This is a genomic window from Paludibacterium paludis (assembly GCF_018802605.1).
Lineage (GTDB): Bacteria > Pseudomonadota > Gammaproteobacteria > Burkholderiales > Chromobacteriaceae > Paludibacterium > Paludibacterium paludis.
The window spans coordinates 3,278,499-3,296,871 of the sequence record NZ_CP069161.1; the positions used below are offsets into that span (position 1 = coordinate 3,278,499).

An 18,373-nucleotide genomic window follows, 5' to 3' on the forward strand; every position below is an offset into this window, starting at 1 on the left:
CATGGCACAACAACCCGAAGTCAAATATCGCAAGGACTACGCCGCCCCCGCGTTCCTGGTCGACAAAATCGACCTGCGATTCGAGATCGAGGACACCGAGACCCGGGTTCACTCGCGTCTGGTGATCAATCGCAACGATAAAACGCCGGCCGCCTCGACCCTGCTGCTGGACGGCAGCGCCCGACTGCTGTCCGTGGCCGTCGACGGCCAGAAACTCGCCGAGGAGCGCTACCGGCTCGAAGACGGCGTCCTTGCCGTCCTCGACGTGCCGGAAAGCTTTATTCTCGAGGTCGAAACCTCGCTCGATCCGGCTTCCAACACCAGCCTGATGGGGCTTTACGCCTCCAACGGCAATCTCTTCACCCAGTGCGAGCCGGAGGGATTCCGCAAGATCACCTATTACCCGGACCGCCCGGACGTGATGGCGAAATTCTCCACGACCATCGTCGCCGACAAGCAGAAATACCCGGTCCTGCTGTCCAACGGCAACAAGGTCGGCGAAGGCATGCTCGACAAGAAGCGCCACTGGGTCAAATGGGTCGACCCCTACCGCAAGCCGGCCTATCTGTTCGCCATGGTGGCGGGCCGCCTGACCGCGCTGAAGGACACCTTCACGACACAAAGCGGCCGCGAGGTCGCGCTGGAAATCTGGACGGAACCGGCCGACCAGGACAAGGTCCAGCACGCGATGGACTCGGTCAAGCGCTCGATGAAGTGGGACGAGACGCGCTTCGGCCTGGAGTACGACCTCGACATCTACATGATCGTGGCGGTCGGCGACTTCAATATGGGCGCCATGGAAAACAAGGGCCTGAACATCTTCAACACCAAGTATGTGCTCGCCCGCCAGGAAACCGCCACCGACGACGACTTCGAAGGCATCGAGCGCGTCATCGGCCACGAGTATTTCCATAACTGGACCGGCAACCGCGTCACCTGCCGCGACTGGTTCCAGCTCTCGCTCAAGGAAGGCCTGACGGTGTTCCGCGACCAGGAATTCTCGGCGGACATGACCAGCCGCGCGGTCAAGCGCATTTCCGACGTGATCGGACTGCGCGCCAGCCAGTTCCCCGAGGATGCCGGCCCGACCGCCCACCCGGTTCGTCCCGACTCCTACATCGAGATGAACAACTTCTACACCATGACGATCTACGAAAAAGGTGCGGAAGTGGTACGCATGTACCATACCCTGCTGGGCGAAGAAGGCTTCCGCAAGGGCATGGATCTGTACTTCCGCCGCCATGACGGACAGGCCGTCACCTGTGACGATTTCCGCGCGGCGATGGCCGACGCCAACGGCGCCGACTTCGGGCAGTTCGCCCTGTGGTACAGCCAGGCCGGCACGCCGGTGCTCGATGCCGAAGGCCGCTATGATCCGGTGGCCCGCACCTTCACCCTGACGGTTGCCCAAAGCTGCCCGGCCACCCCGGGCCAGGAAAACAAACAACCTTTCCATATTCCGCTGGCCATGGGCCTTGTCGGCGAGGACGGGCAGGACCTGCCGCTCAAGCTGGCCGGCTCGGACACGGCGCCGACCACCCGCGTGCTCGAACTGCGCGAAGAGCGCGAAACCTTCGTCTTCGAAGACGTTCCGTCCCGTCCGGTTCCGTCGCTGCTGCGCGGCTTCTCCGCGCCGGTACGCCTGAACTACGACTGGAGCGACAACGATCTGGCCTTCCTGATGGCCAACGACTCCGACCCGTTCAGCCGCTGGGAAGCCGGCCAGACCTACGCCGAACGCCTGCTCCGCGCCGAGATCGCCGCGCGCGCGGACGGCCGAGGCGTCACGGTGCCCGCGGCCTTCGTCGACGCCTTCCGTGCCGTCCTGAAGGATCACGCCGCCGATCCGGCATTCAAGGCGCTGATGCTGCAGCTGCCGTCCGTGGCGGAAATCATCGAACTGCTCGACTCGGCGGACCCGGCCCTCATCCACGAGGTGCGCGAGACGGTGCTCACGGCCCTGGCCGCCGAGCTGCGCAACGAATGGCGCGAGGCCTACGAGCTGAACACGACCCGCGAATACCGTCCTCAGGATGCCGGCAAGCGCGCCCTGAAGAACCGCGCGCTGTCCATGCTCTGCCGCCTGGGCGACGCCCGCGCCCTGGAGTCGGCGCGCGACCAGTTCATCAAGGCCGACAACATGACCGACCAGATGGGCGCGCTGATCGCGTTGCGCGACACCGGCTCGGCCGAACGCGACGAATCGCTCGCCGAATTCGCGCGCCGCTGGGAAAAGGACGCGCTCGTCATGGACAAGTACTTCACTCTTGTCGCCTCGAGCCTGGGCGCGGGCACGCTTGACGAAGTCAAGCGCGCCATGTCCCACCCGGCCTTCTCCATCAAGAACCCGAACAAGGCGCGCTCGCTGCTGATGACCTTCGGCCGCAACATGCGTCACTTCCATGCCGCCGACGGCAGTGGCTACCGCTTCATCGCCGATCAGGTGCTGGCGCTCGACGCGCTCAACCCGCAGGTGGCGAGCCGTCTTGTGTCGGTGTTCAACCGCAGAAAGAAGATCGAGCCGGCCCGGGCCGCGCTGATGAAAGCGGAACTCGAGCGCCTGATGGCCGCGCAACTGTCCAAGGACGTCTACGAAATCGTGTCGAAGAACCTCGGCTGAGCCGTCGCCTTCGGCCGCAAAAAACCCCCGCGAGGCGCAAGCCCCGCGGGGGTTTTTCTTGGCGGCGGATTACTTGGCGCCGCTGGCGTCTTTCACGCATTTTTTCACGAAGCTCGCCTTGGCGGCGCCCTTGAGCTTCTTCTCGGCGGCACGGGCTTCACAGCCGGCCTGGGCCGAAACAACGGGCGCGCTGGCCGGCATCTTGGCCATCGCGTCTTTCTCGCATTTCTTCATGAAACTGGTCTTGGCGGCGCCGGAGAGTTTTTTCTCCGCGGCGCGCGCCGCGCAATCGCCGTCGGCGGCGAACGCCAGATTGGCGGTCATCAGGGCGACCAGGGAGCACAGGACGAGTTTTTTCATGTCGCATTCCTTCCGTTCGGTTTGGGGAGGTACTTCGCCGGACGATAGCACAACTCGGCGAAATTCCGCGAGAGGCACGCCCCCTTGACGATGACATGGGAATCATCAATGATTCAAGCAAACGCTTGATCCACCCACCACCCACAGAGATTTCCGTGCAGAAAACCCAGGAAGACCTTTTCGTGCCGGTCGGCCAGAACGACCGTCTGCACCTGCGGCGCATCCGCTGCCACCCCGGAGGCGAAGCCGTGCTGATGGTGCACGGCGTGATGGCCAATGGCCGCATTTTCTACTCCGAATCGGGCAAGGGACTCGCCCATTATCTTGCCGAGGCGGGCTACGACGTGTTCGTGGCCGACCTGCGGGGCCGCGGGCAAAGCCAGCCGCCCATCGGCCGCGCGAGCCGTCACGGCCAAACGGAAACCATCGTGGAGGATCTGCCGGCGCTGCAGCGCGAAATACGGCGGTTGACGGGAGGGCAACCCGTGCACTGGATCGCCCACTCCTGGGGCGGGGTGCACATGACCAGTTCGCTGGTGCGCCACCCGGAGATAATCGGCGAAGTCAAAAGCCTGGTGTACTTCGGCTCCAAGCGCAGCGTCCGGGTGAGCAATCTGAACAAGCTGATCGAAGTCGATTTCATGTGGAATATCGCCTCGCGCTGGCTGGTCCGCGCCGTCGGCTACCTGCCGGCGCGCGCGATCCGGTTGGGCGCCGACAACGAATCGGACAAGAGCCATCTGCAAAGCAAGCTGTGGGCGTTGCCCGCCCCCTGGATCGACAGCGACGACGGTTTCGACTACGGCGCGGCGGCCTGTCGCGTGACGCTGCCGCCGGCGCTCTACTTCGCGGCCAGCAACGATCCATGCCGCGGCCATCCCGAGGACGTGAAGCGCTTCCGGGACGAATCGGGACCGCACCTGTCGCGCGTTCATCTCTTGGGACGGGCCACGGGTCATCGGCACGATTACAACCACGTATCCTTGCTCACCCACCCCGACGCGGTGCGGGATCATTTTCCCCTGGCGCTGGCCTGGATGCGCGGGGATACCAGGGCCGTCCCGGAAAACTACTGACGCCCGGGCAAAACCCGGCGGCGCTCACCACTTGTCGGACGCGCCGCCGCCTCCGTAATCGCCGCCGCCGCGGCCCCAACCTCCGCCACCGTTCCCGCCGCCGCCACGGCCCCCGCCGCCTCCCCAGCCGCCAAAGCCGGGAAGATTGATACCCAATAGCGAGAACAGGAAGCCGCCCCCGCCGATCAGCAGGGCCATGAAGAAGCCGGCGCCGAACGCGAAGGCGACACCGCCGATCAGCGAACCGGTGATGACGCTGCCGGCCACGTGGCCGAACAACGAGCGCAGCACACCGCCGGCGAAGAGCAGTATCAGCGCCGCCCACGACCAGTCAGCGTCGGTCCCGCCCGCGCTCTGCTTCGCGCGAGGGGGCGGAGCCGGCAACCCTTCCTTGAGCGTCGCCGATTCGATGGCCTTGACGGCGTCCATCAGTCCCTGCCCGCGCTGCCCGGCGGCCAGCCGCGGCGACAGGATATCGTGCAGGATGCGCTTGGCGACAACGTCGGGAATCGTTCCCTCCAGTCCGCGTCCCACGAAAATCTGGCTGGTGCGCTCATTGACGACCACCAGAAGCAGCACGCCGTCGTCGACGCCCTTGCGGCCGGGTTTCCAGTTTTCCATCACCCGCACGCCATAGTCGAACGCGGTTTCCGGCGCGACCGAAGGCACGATGAGCACGGCGATCTGGCTGCCCTGCCGGTCACGGAAGGCCAGAAGTTCATTCGCCAGCGACTGCCGGTCGCTATCGGCGAGAAAGCCGGCCGTGTCGATGACCGGAGACACCGGTTCGGGCACCGGCACTTCGGCGTGCGCGAAGACCGCGAACACCCAGGCGGCGATCAGAAAAACCAGGCGGATCGCCATCATTGCGCGGCCGAGGCTCCGCCGGTGCCGAAGTTCACGGTCGGCGCCGTCGAAATGGCTTTTTCGTTGTCGACGGTGAAGCTTGGGCGGGTTTTCAGGTTGAACGCCATCGCGGTCAGATTGTTCGGGAAGGAGCGCACATCGGTGTTATAGATCTGCACGGCGTTGATGTAGCGCTTGCGGGCCAGGGCGATGCGGTTTTCCGTGCCTTCGAGCTGCGCCTGCAGATCGCGAAAACCGCTGTCCGCCTTCAATTGCGGATAGTTCTCCGAGACCACCATCAGACGCGACAGCGCCGATCCCATGCTTTGCTGGGCGGCGGCGAACTCCTTGAGTTTCTGCTCATCCGACGCGGTGGACGCATCCAGCCTCAGGCTGCCGACGCGGGAGCGCGCTTCGGTCACCTGAACCAGCACATCCTTCTCGTGCACGGCATAGCCCTTCACCGTGTTGACAAGATTGGGCACCAGATCGGCGCGGCGCTGATACTGGTTGATGACTTCGGCCCAGGCGGCATTGACCGCTTCGTCCTCGGCCTGAAGGGCGTTGTAGCCGCAGCCGCTGAGCGTTGCGGACAGGACGAGAGCGGCCAGCAGGGATGACTTCATGTAATGCACTCCTGAAAAAGTTTTGCGTGACGACACGTTGCCGATGTTAGTCGAAACGGCTTGGCAGGCCAAGAAGCCGATGACGGCGTTATCGCCAGGTCGCTCGCTCCCCGCTTTGTGTGATTTTGACACGGTTCACGAATTGACAAACAGAATAACAAAAACGAGCAACCGAAACGGTTCCGGCGCTGGCCGGGCAAGGTATCGAAAGGCAGCGGTACACTATCGTTATTAATGACGATGTTCTAATATTGACATTGCCATTCGCATACGAAAAAAATCGCTTTTCCGAACGGTCGTTTCATCGTTATTATCACCTGTTTCCCCGGCTAGCCCGGGCGAGCATAACAATAAGCCTGACAAAAACCGGAACAGGCCATCCATTCGTTTGCACAAGGAAGTTCAATATGACAAATAAATCACATCCCAAGGGGCTCTATTTGCTCTTTGTAACCGAGATGTGGGAACGCTTCAGTTACTACGGCATGCGCGCCATTTTCGTCCTCTTCATGGTCAAGGCCCTGATGATGGACAAGGTCGCCGCTTCGGAGATTTACGGGACATACACGGGACTGGTCTACTTCGCTCCGCTGATCGGCGGCTATATCGCCGACCGCTATTGGGGCAACCGCCGCTCTATCATGCTCGGTGGCCTCCTGATGGCCATCGGCCAATTCATGCTGTTCTTTTCCGGCTCGCTTCACGGCAGCAATGTCCAGCTCGCCACCGTCCTGATGTACGGCGGCCTCACCGGACTGATCGTCGGCAACGGCATGTTCAAGCCGAACATTTCCTCGATGGTCGGGCAGCTCTATCCGGCCGGCGACAAGCGCGTCGACTCCGCTTTCACCATGTTCTACATGGGTATCAACGCAGGCTCGCTGCTCGCTCCGCTGATCTGCGGCACGCTCGGCGACACCGGCAACCCGGCCGACTTCAAGTGGGGCTTCATGGCCGCCGGCCTCGGCATGCTGTTCAGCCTGAGCGTCTTCACGCTGCTCAAGGACAAATACCTCCTCAGCCCGGAAGGCAAGCCGGTCGGACTGCCGCCGGTCAAGCACACCGAGTCGGGCCATGCCGTCAAGCATGAGCCGCTGACCCGCGTGGAAATGGAACGGCTCGCCGTCATCCTGATCGTCTCGGCGTTCGTGATTTTCTTCTGGTCCGCCTTCGAGCAGGCCGGCGCTTCGCTGACCTTCTTCGCCGACGAGCAGACCAACCGCAACGTGATGGGCACCACCATCCCCGCGTCGTTCTTCCAGTCGATCAACCCGATCGCCATCGTGCTGTTCGCCCCGGTCTTCGCCTGGTTGTGGACCAAGCTCGGCGGCCGCGGCATGGAACCCTCCTCGCCGACCAAGATGGCGCTCGGCCTGCTGTTCCTCGCCATCGGCTATCTGGTCATCGCCTTCGGCGTGGACGGCATTCCGCCCGGAGCCAAGGTCAGCATGATGTGGCTGGTCAGCCTGTACATGCTGCACTCCTTCGGCGAGCTGTGCCTTTCCCCGATCGGTCTGTCGCTGGTGGTCAAGCTCTCCCCGGCCCGCTTCACCGGCCTGATGATGGGGATCTGGTTCCTGTCCAACGCGATCTCCAACAAGTTCGCGGGCATGCTCTCCGAGCTGTATCCGGAACCGGGCAAGGCCGCCCCGCATTTCTTCGGCTATGCGATCAACAATCTGCATGATTTCTTCATGCTGTTCGTGGTCATGGCCGGCGTGGCGTCGCTGATCCTGTTCCTGCTGTCCTCGCGTCTGCAGAAGATGATGCACGGTCTGCAGTAATCTTATCGATATTGCGCGGCCACATGTGCCGCGATTGCAAGGCGCCGGCGCGATCCGGCGCCTTTTTTTCTTTGTCCGAGACATCCTCTGATAGAATGAGCCATCCGCCGGCCCCTTCCGCGCCGGCCGCAGCCCGGAACGACAACTACGCACCGCAAATGAATCAGACATCCCGACCATACTGGCAGCGCCAGGGCATGGCCGTGCTCGGCGCGCTCCTCATCGCGCGCCTGGCTGCCATGATCCTGATTCCATTGACGGACACCACCGAGGCGCGCTACGCGGAAATCGCCCGCAAGATGCTGGAAACCGGCAACTGGATCACGCTGTGGCACGATTACGGCGTGCCCTTCTGGGCCAAGCCCCCGCTGTCCACCTGGTTCTCCGCCCTGTCGATGGGGCTATTCGGCGTCAACGAACTGGCGGCGCGATTGCCGTCGCTGCTGCTGTCGGCGGGGACGGTCGCCCTGGTCGCCCGCCTGCTGCGCAAGCGCTACGGCGGCGATGCGGGCTGGGCATCGGCCCTGCTGCTGGCGGGGGGTATCCTGTTCCTGCTCGGATCCGGCACGGTGATGACCGACCCCGCCCTGATCTTCGCCACCACGCTCATTCATGTCGCCTTCTGGGAGGCGCTGGATACCGGCAAGCGCGCGTGGGGCTACCTGTTCTTCGCCGGGATCGGCCTCGGACTCCTCGCCAAGGGGCCGATCGCCATCGTGCTCACGGCCATGCCCATCGGACTGTGGGTGATCCTCAATCACCGCTGGGCCGCGATCCGGCAACACCTTCCCTGGCTGACCGGCACGCTGCTGGCTCTGGCCATCGCCGTTCCCTGGTACTGGCTGGCCGAGCGCCGCACGCCGGGATTTCTCGATTATTTCATCGTCGGCGAGCACATCAGCCGCTTTCTCGACCCAGGCTGGAAAGGCGACCGCTACGGCTACGCCCATGCCACGCCGCACGGTATGATCTGGCTGTACGCCGCGGCGGGCCTCCTGCCCTGGTCGGTCTGCGCTCCGGTGTGGCTCGTCCGCTTCGGCCGCCGGCTGGTGCCGGACCGCCGCGACGGTTTCCTGAGCTATTGCGTGCTATGGACAACGATGCCGCTGGTTTTCTTTACCGTCTCGGGCAACATCATCATGCCGTACGCCCTGACCATGGTGCCGGGCTTCGCCGCGCTGGCCGCGTCGCTATGGGCCCGCCACGACGCGCCGGAGCGAGGGCGCTGGCTGCCCTGGCTCGCGGCGCTGCCGCTTGTCGCGCTGATCGCGGCAACCCTGGCGTTCCGCCTCGCTCCCGAACCGCTCGCCCGCACCCAGAAGGCCATGGTCGGCGCCTGGTTCGCCGAGCGGCCCGCCGCGAACTCGCGGCTGGTGCTGTGGGACAGCCGTCGGGAGTTTTCCGCGGAGTTCTATGCCGGCGGCCGCTTGATCACCACCTTCAACCCGCAGACCGTGCGGAAGGCGCTCGCCACGCCCGGCAACGATTACCTGGCCTGCCGCGACAGCGAGTGCGCGTCGCTGCCGGCCGAACTGCGCGCCGCTTTTGTGGAAGCGGGGCGTTTCCCCAACCCCGGCGAAGCCATGCGTCTCCTGAAAAAACGCGCGCCCGCCACTCCCCTTCCCCTGACAGGACCCGGCAATGACCGCTGATTTTGTCCCGGACTACCTTCTTGATCTGCGCGCCGCCCAGCGGCCGGCCATGCCGCGCGTGAGCTGCATCGTTCCCGCCTACAACGAAGCGGACAATATCGCGCTGTTGCTGACCACTCTCAACGCCCTGCTCGCCAAGGACGGCTACGAGCACGAGCTGATCGTGGTCGACGACGGCAGCCGCGACGCGACCGTCGAAGAAGTGCTCAAACTCCAGGCCACACTGCCGGTGACACTGATCCAGCTGTCACGCAACTTCGGCAAGGAAATCGCGCTCACAGCGGGCATCGACCACTGCGACGGCGATGTGGCCGTGCTGATCGACGGCGACTTTCAGCATCCCCCCGAAGTAATCCCGGATTTTCTGGCGCACTGGCGGCGCGGTTACGACATGGTGTACAGCGTTCGCGCCAGCCGGGACGGCGAGTCGCTCGCCAAGCGCTGGTTCACCCGGACCTTCTACACCCTGCTCAACCTCGGTTCCGCGCTGAAAATCCCGGAAAACACCCAGGACTTCCGGGTGCTGGACCGCTGCATCATCGAAGCGCTCAAGGCCATGCCCGAACGAAACCGCTTCATGAAAGGCCTGTACAACTGGGTCGGCTTCACCCGCCTTGCCGTCACCACGCATACCAACGATCGCATGGGCGGCGTGAGCAGCTTCAACCTGTGGCGCCTCCTGCAGCTTGGCCTGACCGGCCTGACGTCGTTTTCCAACGTGCCCTTGCGGGTCTGGACCTTCATGGGCAGCGTGATTTCGCTCTCGTCGATCTGCTACGCGCTTCACGTGATGATCAGCACCCTGCTGTGGGGCACGGATCTGAAAGGCTGGCCGACCCTGATCGTCGCCACCTCCTTCCTCGGCGGCGTGCAGCTCTTGTCCATCGGCGTGCTCGGTGAATACATCGGCCGGATTTTCACCGAGGTGAAGCTCCGGCCGCACTATTTCGTGAGCCGGCTGCACAAGGCCGGATCGAAGGAAGATCCCGTTGATCAATCGTGAGCTGTTCTGGTTCGGCGTCGTCGGCGTCACGGCCATGGCGGTGCACTACCTTCTGGTGACGCGGCTGTTCGTGCCGGCCGGTCTGACGCCGCTGCTGGCCAACGTGGCGGGATTCCTGCTCGCCTTCGTCGTCAGCTACCATGGGCACCGCCATCAAACCTTCCGGGCGCGCCACGTGCCGCACCGGCGGGCCCTGCCGCGGTTCTTCGCGGTCGCGTGCGCCAGTTTCGCCGTCAACGAAGCCATGTACGCCGCGCTGCTCGCGCACACGGCGCTCGACTACCGCGCCGCCTTGCTGATCGTGCTCGTCACCGTCGCCGCGCTGACGTTCCTGCTCGGCAAACTGTGGGCCTTCGCCGGAGTCCGTCCATCATGAAACGCCTAGTGCTGTGCGCCGACGACTTTGCCCAGTCGCGCGCCATTTCGCGCGGCATCCTTGACCTTGCCGAGGCGGGCCGCATCACCGCCACCAGCGTGTTCTCCCTGTCGGAACACTGGATGGAAGGCGCCCGGCAGCTCAAGCCGCTAAGCCCGCGGGTGGAAGCCGGGCTGCATCTGACGCTCACCGAGCCGTTCGACGACACGGCCCGCCCGCTGGGACGCTGGTTGCTGATGAGTCAGGCCGGCTGCGTGCCGCGCCAGGCGGTGCGCCGGTCGTTCGAGGCGCAATTGATGCGCTTTTGCGAGGAGTGGGGGGAATTGCCGGCCTATCTTGACGGACACCAGCATGTCCATGCGCTGCCAGGCATCCGCGACGAAGTGTTCGCCCTGATAGAACGGCACTGGACCGGCGCCAGCCGGCCCTGGATCCGTCTGCCCGACCGGCTTGGCCACCCGGGCCAGAGCCGCTTCAAGGCTTCGGTGCTGACTTTCTGCTGCCGCGGCTTCGCGCGCCAAGCGGCGCAACGCGGCCTGACTTCGCACGCGTGGTTCGGCGGACTCTATTCGCTGTCGGGCGACGCGGCCTATCGGGCGCTGATGCGCGAATGGCTCGCCGCCTGTCCGGACGGCGCGCTGATGATGTGTCACCCCGGCATGCCGGCGACAAACCCCGCCGACCCGATCGCACGGGCGCGCGTCAACGAATACCGCTACCTGGCGAGTCCGGCCTTCGCGGAAGACCTGCGAAGCGCCGGGGTGGAGCTGGTCACCGGCTCCCGAACCGCCGGTTAAGGCGAAGGGAAACGCAACGGGTCATTCCTCTCCACCTGGGATGGAGCAGGCCCGCTCCGGATACCGAGGTGGAATTACCCCATCAGGATGAAACGCGCGGGATTGGCCGGACGGCGCCCGTCGGCGAACATCCGCCGAGCTTCGCGGCGATGCCGAACCTGACGGTATGGCGCGGAACCTCGGGCGCGGCAGGCGTCAGGATCAGGCTGGCGGTGGAAACGTGCGGGGTCATGATGGGTGCTCGCAGAAGAAAGCCAGCTTCGCTTGCAAAAAACGCTCATTCCTCCCGGGCTCGTCCTCACACCGTGGGCCAGGGCAGCCGCCGGGGATTCAGCGCCTCATCGGCAAGCAAGGTCCGGCAGGACTCGTGGGTGAACCATCGCCCCTCTTCGGGCGCCGCGCGAAAATGGAATGCCTCGCCATCCAGTTCGAAACGCAGTTGCCAGGCATGCAGGTAGGCCCGGTCTGGCTCGCCGCCGGGATAATCGGCCGGATGGTAGAGCGGATCGCCAAGAATCGGCGCGCCAAGGCTTTTGAGAGCGACGCGTAACTGATGGGTACGGCCGGTGCGCGGACGCAGCACGAAAAGACGCAGGCCGGGCAGCATCGACCACGAGAAAAACTGGGTGACCGCGGGGTTGTCCCGCGATGGCGTCAGCCGCCACGCGCCGCCGCGGCCCTTTTCCATGTCGCCACTGACAAGACCCTGCTTTTTCGAGGGTTTGCGGTCCGACAACGCGACATAGTATTTCTCCACCCGGGAGCCGGCGAAGGCGTCGCCCAGTTCCCTCGCGGTCCGTTCATCGCGGGCGATCAGCAGCAGTCCGGAGGTGACCCGGTCCAGGCGGTGCACCGGCCAGAGCGGCTCGCCGCCCAGCGCTTCGCGCACGGTTTCGAACAGGCCGGGCTCGTCGCCCTGGCGATGAAAACTGGTACCCTGGCGTTTGTCGATGACGTGGAAACGGGGGTCGGAAGCGATGAGACGAAACATGGGACGCAAGGATACGCGATCGCGTCACGCCGGTGAAGCGCCGCACTCTTCGCTCATGCGCAGCTCCGCTTCCTTGCGCATTTTCTTGCGGATCTCGGCTTCACGGAATCGCTTCTTGTGGACGTCGTTGTCGAGCGACAGCGGAGGAACCGCCACCGCCTTGCCATCCTGGTAGGCAACCATGGTGAAGTAGCAACTATTGGTGTGCCGGACACTGCGGTCCTGGATGTTCTCAGCGACCACCTTGATGCCGACCTCCATCGACGTGCGCCCCACATGATTGACGCTCGCGAAAAATGTCACCAGCTCGCCGACATGGATCGGCTGCTTGAACAGCACCTGGTCCACGGACAGTGTGACCACATAACAGCCTGCATACCGGCTGGCGCAGGCGTACGCCACCTGGTCGAGCAATTTGAGCAGCACCCCGCCGTGCACGTTCCCGGAGAAATTCGCCATGTCCGGCGTCATCAGCACCGACATGGTCAGTTCGCGTTGGTTGGTGTTTTCCACGAATCCGTTCCTTCTTTTGTTATCGTTTGATGATAACCCGAGCGGGAAGGATAGGGCCAGAATCGAAAGGCGGCAAAAACCCTCTGTCCAAACAGTCACTTATCGGTTAAATTCAGTATATGGGCACGATTTTGTGCCTAAACCGTTTCGCGAATCATGCAGATCCAGTCGCTGAGCAACTCCTGGAGCGCGTATGCGCCGCCCCCTGCCCCGGTGCCGATGGCCCACGGCAGCGGATGCCCCTGCGCGCAATGCCAGTCAATGGCCAGCGACGACACGAAAATCAGCGCCGACAGCACTCAGAACACGTCGGCGGTCACCCCGTTCAATCGCGACAACGACACCGCCGCCGGCGAGGGCAACGCCCGCGATGCCGGCACCCCGCTCAATGCCCAGGGCAAGCCACTGACCGACGCCCAGCAGGAGCAGCTCGCCAAACTCAAGGCCCGGGACGCGGAGGTCCGCCAGCACGAAGCGGCGCACATGGCGGCCAGCGGCGGCCTGGCGGGCAGTCCGAGCTACACCTACCAGCGCGGACCGGATGGCGGACAGTACGCCATCGGCGGCGAAGTCTCGATTTCGATGAGTCCGGGAAGCACGCCGGCGGAGACCATCAGCCGCGCGCGCAAGATACGCGCCTCCGCGCTCGCGCCGGCCGAGCCGTCCGGGCAGGACCGCTCGGTGGCGGCGGCGGCCAACGCCATGGAGGCGCAGGCCCGCGCCGAACAGGCAAAGCAAAGCGCCGGTTACGGCAAGGACGGCAGACAGCAAGGCGGCGCACAGGGGGGATCCGGCACCCGGATCGACACCTACGCCTGAACACGCTTTGCCTGCCGTCAAGCCGCGGATCCCGTTTGGCGGGTTATAGTGGAAAGCATCAACCACAGCAACAGGATCCGTTTCATGACTACCGTCACCATCCGACGCGCCACACTGGCCGATCTTCCCGCCGTCGCCCGGCTTTTCAACGGCTACCGCCAGTTCTATCTTCAGGGCTCAGACCTTGCCCTGTGCGAACGTTTCATCGGGGAACGGATGCGCAACGGGGAGTCGGTGATTCTGCTCGCCGAGGACGCCGGTGGCGAAGCGGTCGGTTTCACTCAGCTGTATCCGACGTTCTGTTCGGTCGCGGCACAGCCGATTTTCGTACTGTACGACCTGTTCGTGACGCCGCATGCGCGCAAGACCGGCGCGGGACGCGCCCTGATGAACGCCGCGCGCGATCATGCGAAAGCCAGCGGAGCGGCGCGCGTGGATTTGTCGACCGCCCGCGACAACTTCATCGGTCAGTCACTGTACGAATCGCTCGGCTACGAGCGGGACAACGTCTATTACGTGTACAACCTGACGCTCTGACCGTCAGGCCAGCGAGGTTCCGTCATCTTGCCGGACGGCGGAATCCACGGCACGGCGCCGCAGCTCGGCGCCGATAACGCCGAAAGCCGCCCCGGCGATCGCGGCCAGCGCGATCGCTGTTCCAAAACCGACCGCCAGGTTGGCGCCTTCCGCTATCCGGACCACCGCACGCAAAACCGCGAACATTGCCGTCACAAGCAGGACGAGAGGCAGATTCTCGAAAAACGGGGGAAAACGGACAGGATCGATACGGCGCGCCATGACAAAGGCGATGGCACCGCACCCTGCCAGGACGCTCGCGCGGACGAGAAAATCCCCGTCGATCCCATGGGCCAGGCATGAAGCGAGCAATACAGCGGAAAGGCAGAACAGAACCAGCGCGGCGATGATCCGGTAGACGGTCATGCGAGCAACGGTTTCCTCCATTTCATCCAGGAACATGGCGATCATTCTATGCAAAATTGATATGCAAATATCACATCAACACTTATAAAGAGTCAAGAAAAGTTCGTTCACCAAGACCCCGGACGCCTTCTCGCTCATTGCCGTTCAACGGCCCGATCCCCTATGATTTCGCTGTGCCGATTGTCATTCCATCCGCCGCCCTTGCGCCCTGCCTCTCTTCCGCCCCGCGCTCTGAGCCCTGCAAAGACGCGCATTCGGGAAATGTGCTCGACGCCCGGCTCGCGCGCATCTACATCATCGACACCATCGTGCTTGCCGTCATGAACCTCACTTGGCACCACTCTGCTCGATGGAGGTGGCGCCGATACGGCGAAAGCCCGAGCTTGCCGGGCCATAGCGCGTCAGTCGGTCATGGTCGGTTCGCCTAGCGCCCTTCCGGTACCGTCATCAGGTTTTTTTGGGGTCGCGCCCCGCTTGCAAATGAAAAATCCGCCTCTTATCTTGCCGCAATATATCCGTTCCATCTTCGGGCGTGAATCGTGGGCGACGGGAGTCGGTATATCCGCACTTCCCGCGCCGCCCCCCAAAAACGATACGGCAACGATGAAATTCATCATGATCAACCCTTATTTTGAAATGCAAAAAATATCGTGGCGATTTTCAATCAATCACCAAGGATCGGATCATGCGTTGCCGCAGGCGGGCCGACAACTCGCCGGCTGGACAGTCGACATCTCGGCACGTCCCAACGTAAAGAACACATCAAACGGCTCTCGGCGCGCTATCCATGAGTAAATGCCAAGGGATGCCCGGCATGAAATCGGCGAACACCATGGATGGGCCGCTGCCCGCGACACACATCGCGCGGCACCGGGGGCTCCCGCTTACCATCAAGTGTGCACTCCGCAGGAAACGCGCCGTTCGCTCCTCATAGGAAAATAGCTCCGCCATTCTGTCGCGGTGGATACCGACCCTCATCCCGCTGGCCGGCAACACACCGTCAGGGCTGCGCAGGCGCCTGGCCGGAGACCATCTTCGCGCGCCCCAGACGCAGGCCGTTGCCGATCACGATCAGGCTCGCCCCCACATCGGCGAACACGGCCATCCACAAGGTGGCGTACCCGGTCAGCGCCAACCCGAAAAACACCACCTTGATCAGGATAGCGATGACCAGATTGGCCGACAGCACCCGTTTGGTGCGGCGCGCCATCTTCAGCAGCCACGGCAGCTTGTCCAGCCGGTCGTCCATCAGCACCACACCGGCGGTTTCCAGCGCGGCATCGGAACCGGCCGCTCCCATGGCGATGCCAAGATCGGCCCGGGCCAGCGCGGGCGCGTCGTTCACGCCGTCGCCGACCATGGCGACCGGTCCTTCCTCGCGGGACAGACGGCCGATGCGCGCAAGCTTGTCGTCGGGCAACAATCCGCCCTCCGCCCGGGCAAGCCCGATTTCGTTCGCCACCGTGGCCGCCACGCGCGGCTGGTCGCCGGAGAGCATGATGCCGCCGATACCGAGCCGTTCAAGTTCGCCCAGCACGGCCGCCGCCTCCGGTCTTGGCGCGTCGGCGAGCGTGATCATTCCGAGCGGGCGGCCTTCCTCGAGCAGGAACAGCATGCCGCGCCCCTCGTCGGCGGCTCTGGCCGCCGCGTCGGCAAGACCCGGGGCGAGATCGCTCCCCGCCACCAGGCGCTGGCTGCCCAGCGACAGGCCTTTGCCCTCCAGACGGCCGTGCACGCCGAATCCCGCCTGTTCTTCGATGCCGGAAACCTCCGGCAGCACCAGCTTCGCCTCGGCCGCCGCCGCGACAACGGCCCGTGCCAGAGGATGGGTGGAATGCGCGTCCAGCGCCGCAGCGCGCGCCAGCACCGAGTCGGCGGTTTCGCTCCCGGTCGCCGTCACCGCGATCACGCGCGGCTGGCCTTGCGTCAGGGTACCGGTCTTGTCGAAGGCGATGGTCCGGATGCGCGCCGCCATTTCCAGCGGCTCGCCGCCCTTGACCAGAATGCCGTTTCTGGCGAGCGACGCCAGCGCGCTGACCAGGGTGACGGGCGTGGCGATCACCATGGCGCACGGGCAGGCGATCACCAGCATCACCAGCGAGGTATACAGGGCCTGGTGCCAGGTACGCAGACCGAGGAGCGGCAATGCGATCGCCGCCGCCAGCGCCAGCAGTACCACGACCGGGGTGTATACCGCCGCGAAACGGTCGACAAAACGCTGGATCGGCGCCCGGGTGGCCTGCGCGTCGCGCACCCGGTGAATGATCCGGGCCAGCAGCGTGTCGTCGGCCAATGCCTGAACGCGCGCCTCGATCACGCGATCGCCATTGATGCTGCCCGCCCAGACCGTGGCGCCCGGCCCTTTTTCCACGGGCAGCGACTCACCGGTGATCGCCGATTCGTTAAAGCGGCTCTCGCCGGACTCGATCACGGCATCGAGCGGCACCCGTTCGCCCGGCCGGATCAACAGCCGCTCGCCCAGCGCCACGCGCGCGGCCGGCACATCCCGCCAGTTGCCCTCCGCATCGGCCACCCGCGCGGTATCCGGCGCGAGGGACATCAGCGCGCGTACCGCCTCTCCGGCACGCGACAGCGCGCCGGCTTCGAGTTTTTCGGCGAGGGCGAACAGCACCAGCACCATCGCGCCCTCCGACGATTCACCGATGATCAGCGCGCCGATCACCGCCAGCGTCATCAGAAAATGAATATTGAGCGTGAAGTGCTTCAGGGCGATCCAGCCCTTGTAGAGAATGCCTCGCACCAGAACCATGGCGAGCAGGGACAGGGGCAACACCAAGGGATCCAGATCCCCGCGCGCCGACAGCGACAGGGCCTCTGCGGCGAACGCGGCCGCCGAGGCCGCCACGAGACCGCCATGCGCGCGCCAGAACGAGGGAGGCGGCGAAGCCGCGGTGGACGAACCGTCGTCATCGATCGGCACGGCCTGCATGCCGATGCGTCCGATCGCCTCGACCACGGGCGCCGTTTCGGCCAGATCATGGTGAACGATCAACGTGCGTTCGATGAAATGAAACTCGAGGCGCGCCACGCCGGCGACTTTTTCCATGGCTTTTTCGATCAGCTTCGCCTCGGTCGGGCAATCCATCGCCTCGATGCGGAAACGCGACGTCCGTTCGCCTTTTCCATCGCTCACCGGACGTGTCAGCGGGACGATTGATGGGGCGCAGCAGGACGATGCGCCATGATCATGGGCCTCCTGGTCATGGTCATGCTCGTGATCGTGATCATGGTGGTGGCGATGGGCATCATGCTCGTTGTGTTCATGACGGCCGCCACAGCATGCGGACGCTTCCACGGCCTCATGGCCTCCCCTCTCCCGATCCTGGCAAAGGGTCTCTTCGTGCGGATGATGTGCATGACGGGACATCGTTCGTCTCCTGACTCGGGTTCTTGTCGCTTATTTCAAACCTTGGAGCTACTATAAGGTCAAGCGTTAATCGCAGGGAGAATCATTATGCTGATCGGAGAGCTCGCCAAAGAGACAGGATGCGACACCGAAACCATCCGGTTTTACGAAAAGGAGGGACTGATCGACGCCCCCGGGCGTAGCGCCTCGGGCTACCGGCGCTACCGGCCGGAGCACGCCGGACAGCTGAATTTCGTGCTGCACTGCCGCTCGCTGGGCATCTCGCTGGCGGAAATCCGCACCCTGTCGGCCTTCCGCCGCGATCCCACGCTGGCCTGCGAAGACATCAACAACCTGATCGACGGGCATATCGCGCAGGTGCACCAGCAGATCGAAACGCTCAAACGTCTCGAGCACCAGTTACAGGCGCTGCGCCAGCGCTGCGCCGAAGCGAGCGATGCCGGTCATTGCGGCATTTTGCAGACGCTGGTGCAGGCGGCACAGGGCGAAGGATGCGTATGCCATCAGGAGGCGGAACGCCACCCGTGAGCGCGCCTTCCGGGCACGCCCCTCGGCCCGGCAGACAAAAAAATAGGCCGGC

General features: G+C 64.2%; 19 protein-coding genes. 11 read left to right on the forward strand and 8 right to left on the reverse strand.

Features of this window, described 5'->3' with window-relative positions; all coding sequences use genetic code 11:
- Position 1 precedes the first annotated feature (1 nt).
- Positions 2 to 2,620 carry an aminopeptidase N gene (gene pepN, locus JNO50_RS15090; RefSeq protein ID WP_189530209.1) on the forward strand — a complete coding sequence of 873 codons (2,619 nt, stop codon included), beginning with the start codon at positions 2 to 4 and terminating at the stop codon, positions 2,618 to 2,620.
- Between the two features lie 69 nt (positions 2,621 to 2,689).
- Here the strand turns inward: pepN and JNO50_RS15095 are convergent, their stop codons facing one another.
- Positions 2,690 to 2,980 carry a PsiF family protein gene (locus tag JNO50_RS15095; protein ID WP_189530207.1) on the reverse strand — a complete coding sequence of 97 codons (291 nt, stop codon included), beginning with the start codon at positions 2,978 to 2,980 and terminating at the stop codon, positions 2,690 to 2,692.
- Positions 2,981 to 3,135: 155 nt separating this feature from the next.
- Between JNO50_RS15095 and JNO50_RS15100 the strand changes: the two genes are divergently transcribed.
- Positions 3,136 to 4,056, forward strand: a complete 921-nt coding sequence (locus JNO50_RS15100) for an alpha/beta fold hydrolase (RefSeq protein WP_189530205.1) — start codon at positions 3,136 to 3,138, stop codon at positions 4,054 to 4,056.
- 24 nt (positions 4,057 to 4,080) lie between these two features.
- On the opposite strand, the gene JNO50_RS19170 is transcribed toward JNO50_RS15100, so the two are convergent.
- The gene (locus tag JNO50_RS19170; RefSeq protein WP_268248131.1) at positions 4,081 to 4,923 is read right to left on the reverse strand and encodes a TPM domain-containing protein; all 843 of its coding nucleotides are present in this window, start codon (positions 4,921 to 4,923) and stop codon (positions 4,081 to 4,083) included.
- Positions 4,920 to 5,528 carry a LemA family protein gene (locus tag JNO50_RS15110; RefSeq protein ID WP_189530202.1) on the reverse strand — a complete coding sequence of 203 codons (609 nt, stop codon included), beginning with the start codon at positions 5,526 to 5,528 and terminating at the stop codon, positions 4,920 to 4,922. Before JNO50_RS15110 ends, JNO50_RS19170 begins: the two co-directional genes overlap by 4 nt.
- A 407-nt stretch (positions 5,529 to 5,935) precedes the next feature.
- Here JNO50_RS15110 and JNO50_RS15115 point away from each other — a divergent pair, with 407 nt between their 5' ends.
- The 5 genes from JNO50_RS15115 to JNO50_RS15135 all read left to right on the forward strand — a co-directional run bounded on the left by JNO50_RS15115 (position 5,936) and on the right by JNO50_RS15135 (position 11,140).
- Positions 5,936 to 7,312 carry a peptide MFS transporter gene (locus tag JNO50_RS15115; RefSeq protein ID WP_189530201.1) on the forward strand — a complete coding sequence of 459 codons (1,377 nt, stop codon included), beginning with the start codon at positions 5,936 to 5,938 and terminating at the stop codon, positions 7,310 to 7,312.
- A gap of 158 nt (positions 7,313 to 7,470) precedes the next feature.
- The gene (locus JNO50_RS15120; protein ID WP_189530199.1) at positions 7,471 to 8,964 is read left to right on the forward strand and encodes an ArnT family glycosyltransferase; all 1,494 of its coding nucleotides are present in this window, start codon (positions 7,471 to 7,473) and stop codon (positions 8,962 to 8,964) included.
- On the forward strand, positions 8,954 to 9,967 hold the full coding sequence (locus JNO50_RS15125; RefSeq protein ID WP_189530197.1) for a glycosyltransferase family 2 protein: 1,014 nt from the start codon (positions 8,954 to 8,956) through the stop codon (positions 9,965 to 9,967). Before JNO50_RS15120 ends, JNO50_RS15125 begins: the two co-directional genes overlap by 11 nt.
- Complete coding sequence (locus tag JNO50_RS15130) at positions 9,954 to 10,343, forward strand: GtrA family protein (protein ID WP_229804405.1); 390 nt, start codon at positions 9,954 to 9,956, stop codon at positions 10,341 to 10,343. The genes JNO50_RS15125 and JNO50_RS15130 overlap by 14 nt, the downstream gene beginning before the upstream one ends.
- Positions 10,340 to 11,140 carry a ChbG/HpnK family deacetylase gene (locus tag JNO50_RS15135; protein ID WP_229804403.1) on the forward strand — a complete coding sequence of 267 codons (801 nt, stop codon included), beginning with the start codon at positions 10,340 to 10,342 and terminating at the stop codon, positions 11,138 to 11,140. The genes JNO50_RS15130 and JNO50_RS15135 overlap by 4 nt, the downstream gene beginning before the upstream one ends.
- A gap of 82 nt (positions 11,141 to 11,222) precedes the next feature.
- On the opposite strand, the gene JNO50_RS15140 is transcribed toward JNO50_RS15135, so the two are convergent.
- The 3 genes from JNO50_RS15140 to JNO50_RS15150 all read right to left on the reverse strand — a co-directional run bounded on the left by JNO50_RS15140 (position 11,223) and on the right by JNO50_RS15150 (position 12,614).
- Positions 11,223 to 11,372: a hypothetical protein gene (locus JNO50_RS15140; protein WP_215796397.1), complete on the reverse strand. Its 150-nt coding sequence runs from the start codon at positions 11,370 to 11,372 to the stop codon at positions 11,223 to 11,225.
- Between the two features lie 66 nt (positions 11,373 to 11,438).
- Positions 11,439 to 12,131, reverse strand: a complete 693-nt coding sequence (locus JNO50_RS15145) for a TIGR01621 family pseudouridine synthase (RefSeq protein WP_189530195.1) — start codon at positions 12,129 to 12,131, stop codon at positions 11,439 to 11,441.
- 24 nt (positions 12,132 to 12,155) lie between these two features.
- Complete coding sequence (locus JNO50_RS15150; protein ID WP_189530847.1) at positions 12,156 to 12,614, reverse strand: acyl-CoA thioesterase; 459 nt, start codon at positions 12,612 to 12,614, stop codon at positions 12,156 to 12,158.
- Positions 12,615 to 12,800: 186 nt separating this feature from the next.
- On the opposite strand from JNO50_RS15150, the gene JNO50_RS15155 reads away from it, so the two are divergent.
- Entirely contained in the window at positions 12,801 to 13,463 is a 663-nt protein-coding gene (locus tag JNO50_RS15155) for a putative metalloprotease CJM1_0395 family protein (protein WP_229804401.1), read from the forward strand.
- A gap of 84 nt (positions 13,464 to 13,547) precedes the next feature.
- The gene (locus JNO50_RS15160; RefSeq protein ID WP_189530193.1) at positions 13,548 to 14,000 is read left to right on the forward strand and encodes a GNAT family N-acetyltransferase; all 453 of its coding nucleotides are present in this window, start codon (positions 13,548 to 13,550) and stop codon (positions 13,998 to 14,000) included.
- A 3-nt stretch (positions 14,001 to 14,003) separates the two neighbouring features.
- Here the strand turns inward: JNO50_RS15160 and JNO50_RS15165 are convergent, their stop codons facing one another.
- On the reverse strand, positions 14,004 to 14,441 hold the full coding sequence (locus JNO50_RS15165) for a hypothetical protein (protein ID WP_189530191.1): 438 nt from the start codon (positions 14,439 to 14,441) through the stop codon (positions 14,004 to 14,006).
- Positions 14,442 to 14,885: 444 nt separating this feature from the next.
- Here JNO50_RS15165 and JNO50_RS15170 point away from each other — a divergent pair, with 444 nt between their 5' ends.
- On the forward strand, positions 14,886 to 15,200 hold the full coding sequence (locus JNO50_RS15170) for a hypothetical protein (protein WP_215796398.1): 315 nt from the start codon (positions 14,886 to 14,888) through the stop codon (positions 15,198 to 15,200).
- A 205-nt stretch (positions 15,201 to 15,405) separates the two neighbouring features.
- On the opposite strand, the gene JNO50_RS15175 is transcribed toward JNO50_RS15170, so the two are convergent.
- Positions 15,406 to 17,793, reverse strand: coding sequence for a heavy metal translocating P-type ATPase (locus tag JNO50_RS15175; protein ID WP_189530189.1), 2,388 nt, complete (start codon positions 17,791 to 17,793; stop codon positions 15,406 to 15,408).
- 87 nt (positions 17,794 to 17,880) lie between these two features.
- On the opposite strand from JNO50_RS15175, the gene cadR reads away from it, so the two are divergent.
- Positions 17,881 to 18,321, forward strand: coding sequence for a Cd(II)/Pb(II)-responsive transcriptional regulator (gene cadR / locus JNO50_RS15180; RefSeq protein WP_189530187.1), 441 nt, complete (start codon positions 17,881 to 17,883; stop codon positions 18,319 to 18,321).
- Positions 18,322 to 18,373 lie beyond the last annotated feature (52 nt).

Coding starts and splice junctions, on each gene's coding strand:
- JNO50_RS15175 (WP_189530189.1), bottom strand. CDS start 17,793: ATGTCCCGTCATGCACATCATCCGCACGAAGAGACCCTTTGCCAGGAT.
- JNO50_RS15170 (WP_215796398.1), top strand. CDS start 14,886: ATGAAAAATCCGCCTCTTATCTTGCCGCAATATATCCGTTCCATCTTC.
- JNO50_RS15095 (WP_189530207.1), bottom strand. CDS start 2,980: ATGAAAAAACTCGTCCTGTGCTCCCTGGTCGCCCTGATGACCGCCAAT.
- JNO50_RS15115 (WP_189530201.1), top strand. CDS start 5,936: ATGACAAATAAATCACATCCCAAGGGGCTCTATTTGCTCTTTGTAACC.
- JNO50_RS15150 (WP_189530847.1), bottom strand. CDS start 12,614: ATGTCGGTGCTGATGACGCCGGACATGGCGAATTTCTCCGGGAACGTG.
- JNO50_RS15165 (WP_189530191.1), bottom strand. CDS start 14,441: ATGTTCCTGGATGAAATGGAGGAAACCGTTGCTCGCATGACCGTCTAC.
- JNO50_RS15160 (WP_189530193.1), top strand. CDS start 13,548: ATGACTACCGTCACCATCCGACGCGCCACACTGGCCGATCTTCCCGCC.
- JNO50_RS15140 (WP_215796397.1), bottom strand. CDS start 11,372: ATGACCCCGCACGTTTCCACCGCCAGCCTGATCCTGACGCCTGCCGCG.
- JNO50_RS15145 (WP_189530195.1), bottom strand. CDS start 12,131: ATGTTTCGTCTCATCGCTTCCGACCCCCGTTTCCACGTCATCGACAAA.
- pepN (WP_189530209.1), top strand. CDS start 2: ATGGCACAACAACCCGAAGTCAAATATCGCAAGGACTACGCCGCCCCC.
- JNO50_RS15110 (WP_189530202.1), bottom strand. CDS start 5,528: ATGAAGTCATCCCTGCTGGCCGCTCTCGTCCTGTCCGCAACGCTCAGC.
- JNO50_RS15155 (WP_229804401.1), top strand. CDS start 12,801: ATGCAGATCCAGTCGCTGAGCAACTCCTGGAGCGCGTATGCGCCGCCC.
- JNO50_RS19170 (WP_268248131.1), bottom strand. CDS start 4,923: ATGATGGCGATCCGCCTGGTTTTTCTGATCGCCGCCTGGGTGTTCGCG.
- JNO50_RS15135 (WP_229804403.1), top strand. CDS start 10,340: ATGAAACGCCTAGTGCTGTGCGCCGACGACTTTGCCCAGTCGCGCGCC.
- cadR (WP_189530187.1), top strand. CDS start 17,881: ATGCTGATCGGAGAGCTCGCCAAAGAGACAGGATGCGACACCGAAACC.
- JNO50_RS15120 (WP_189530199.1), top strand. CDS start 7,471: ATGAATCAGACATCCCGACCATACTGGCAGCGCCAGGGCATGGCCGTG.
- JNO50_RS15125 (WP_189530197.1), top strand. CDS start 8,954: ATGACCGCTGATTTTGTCCCGGACTACCTTCTTGATCTGCGCGCCGCC.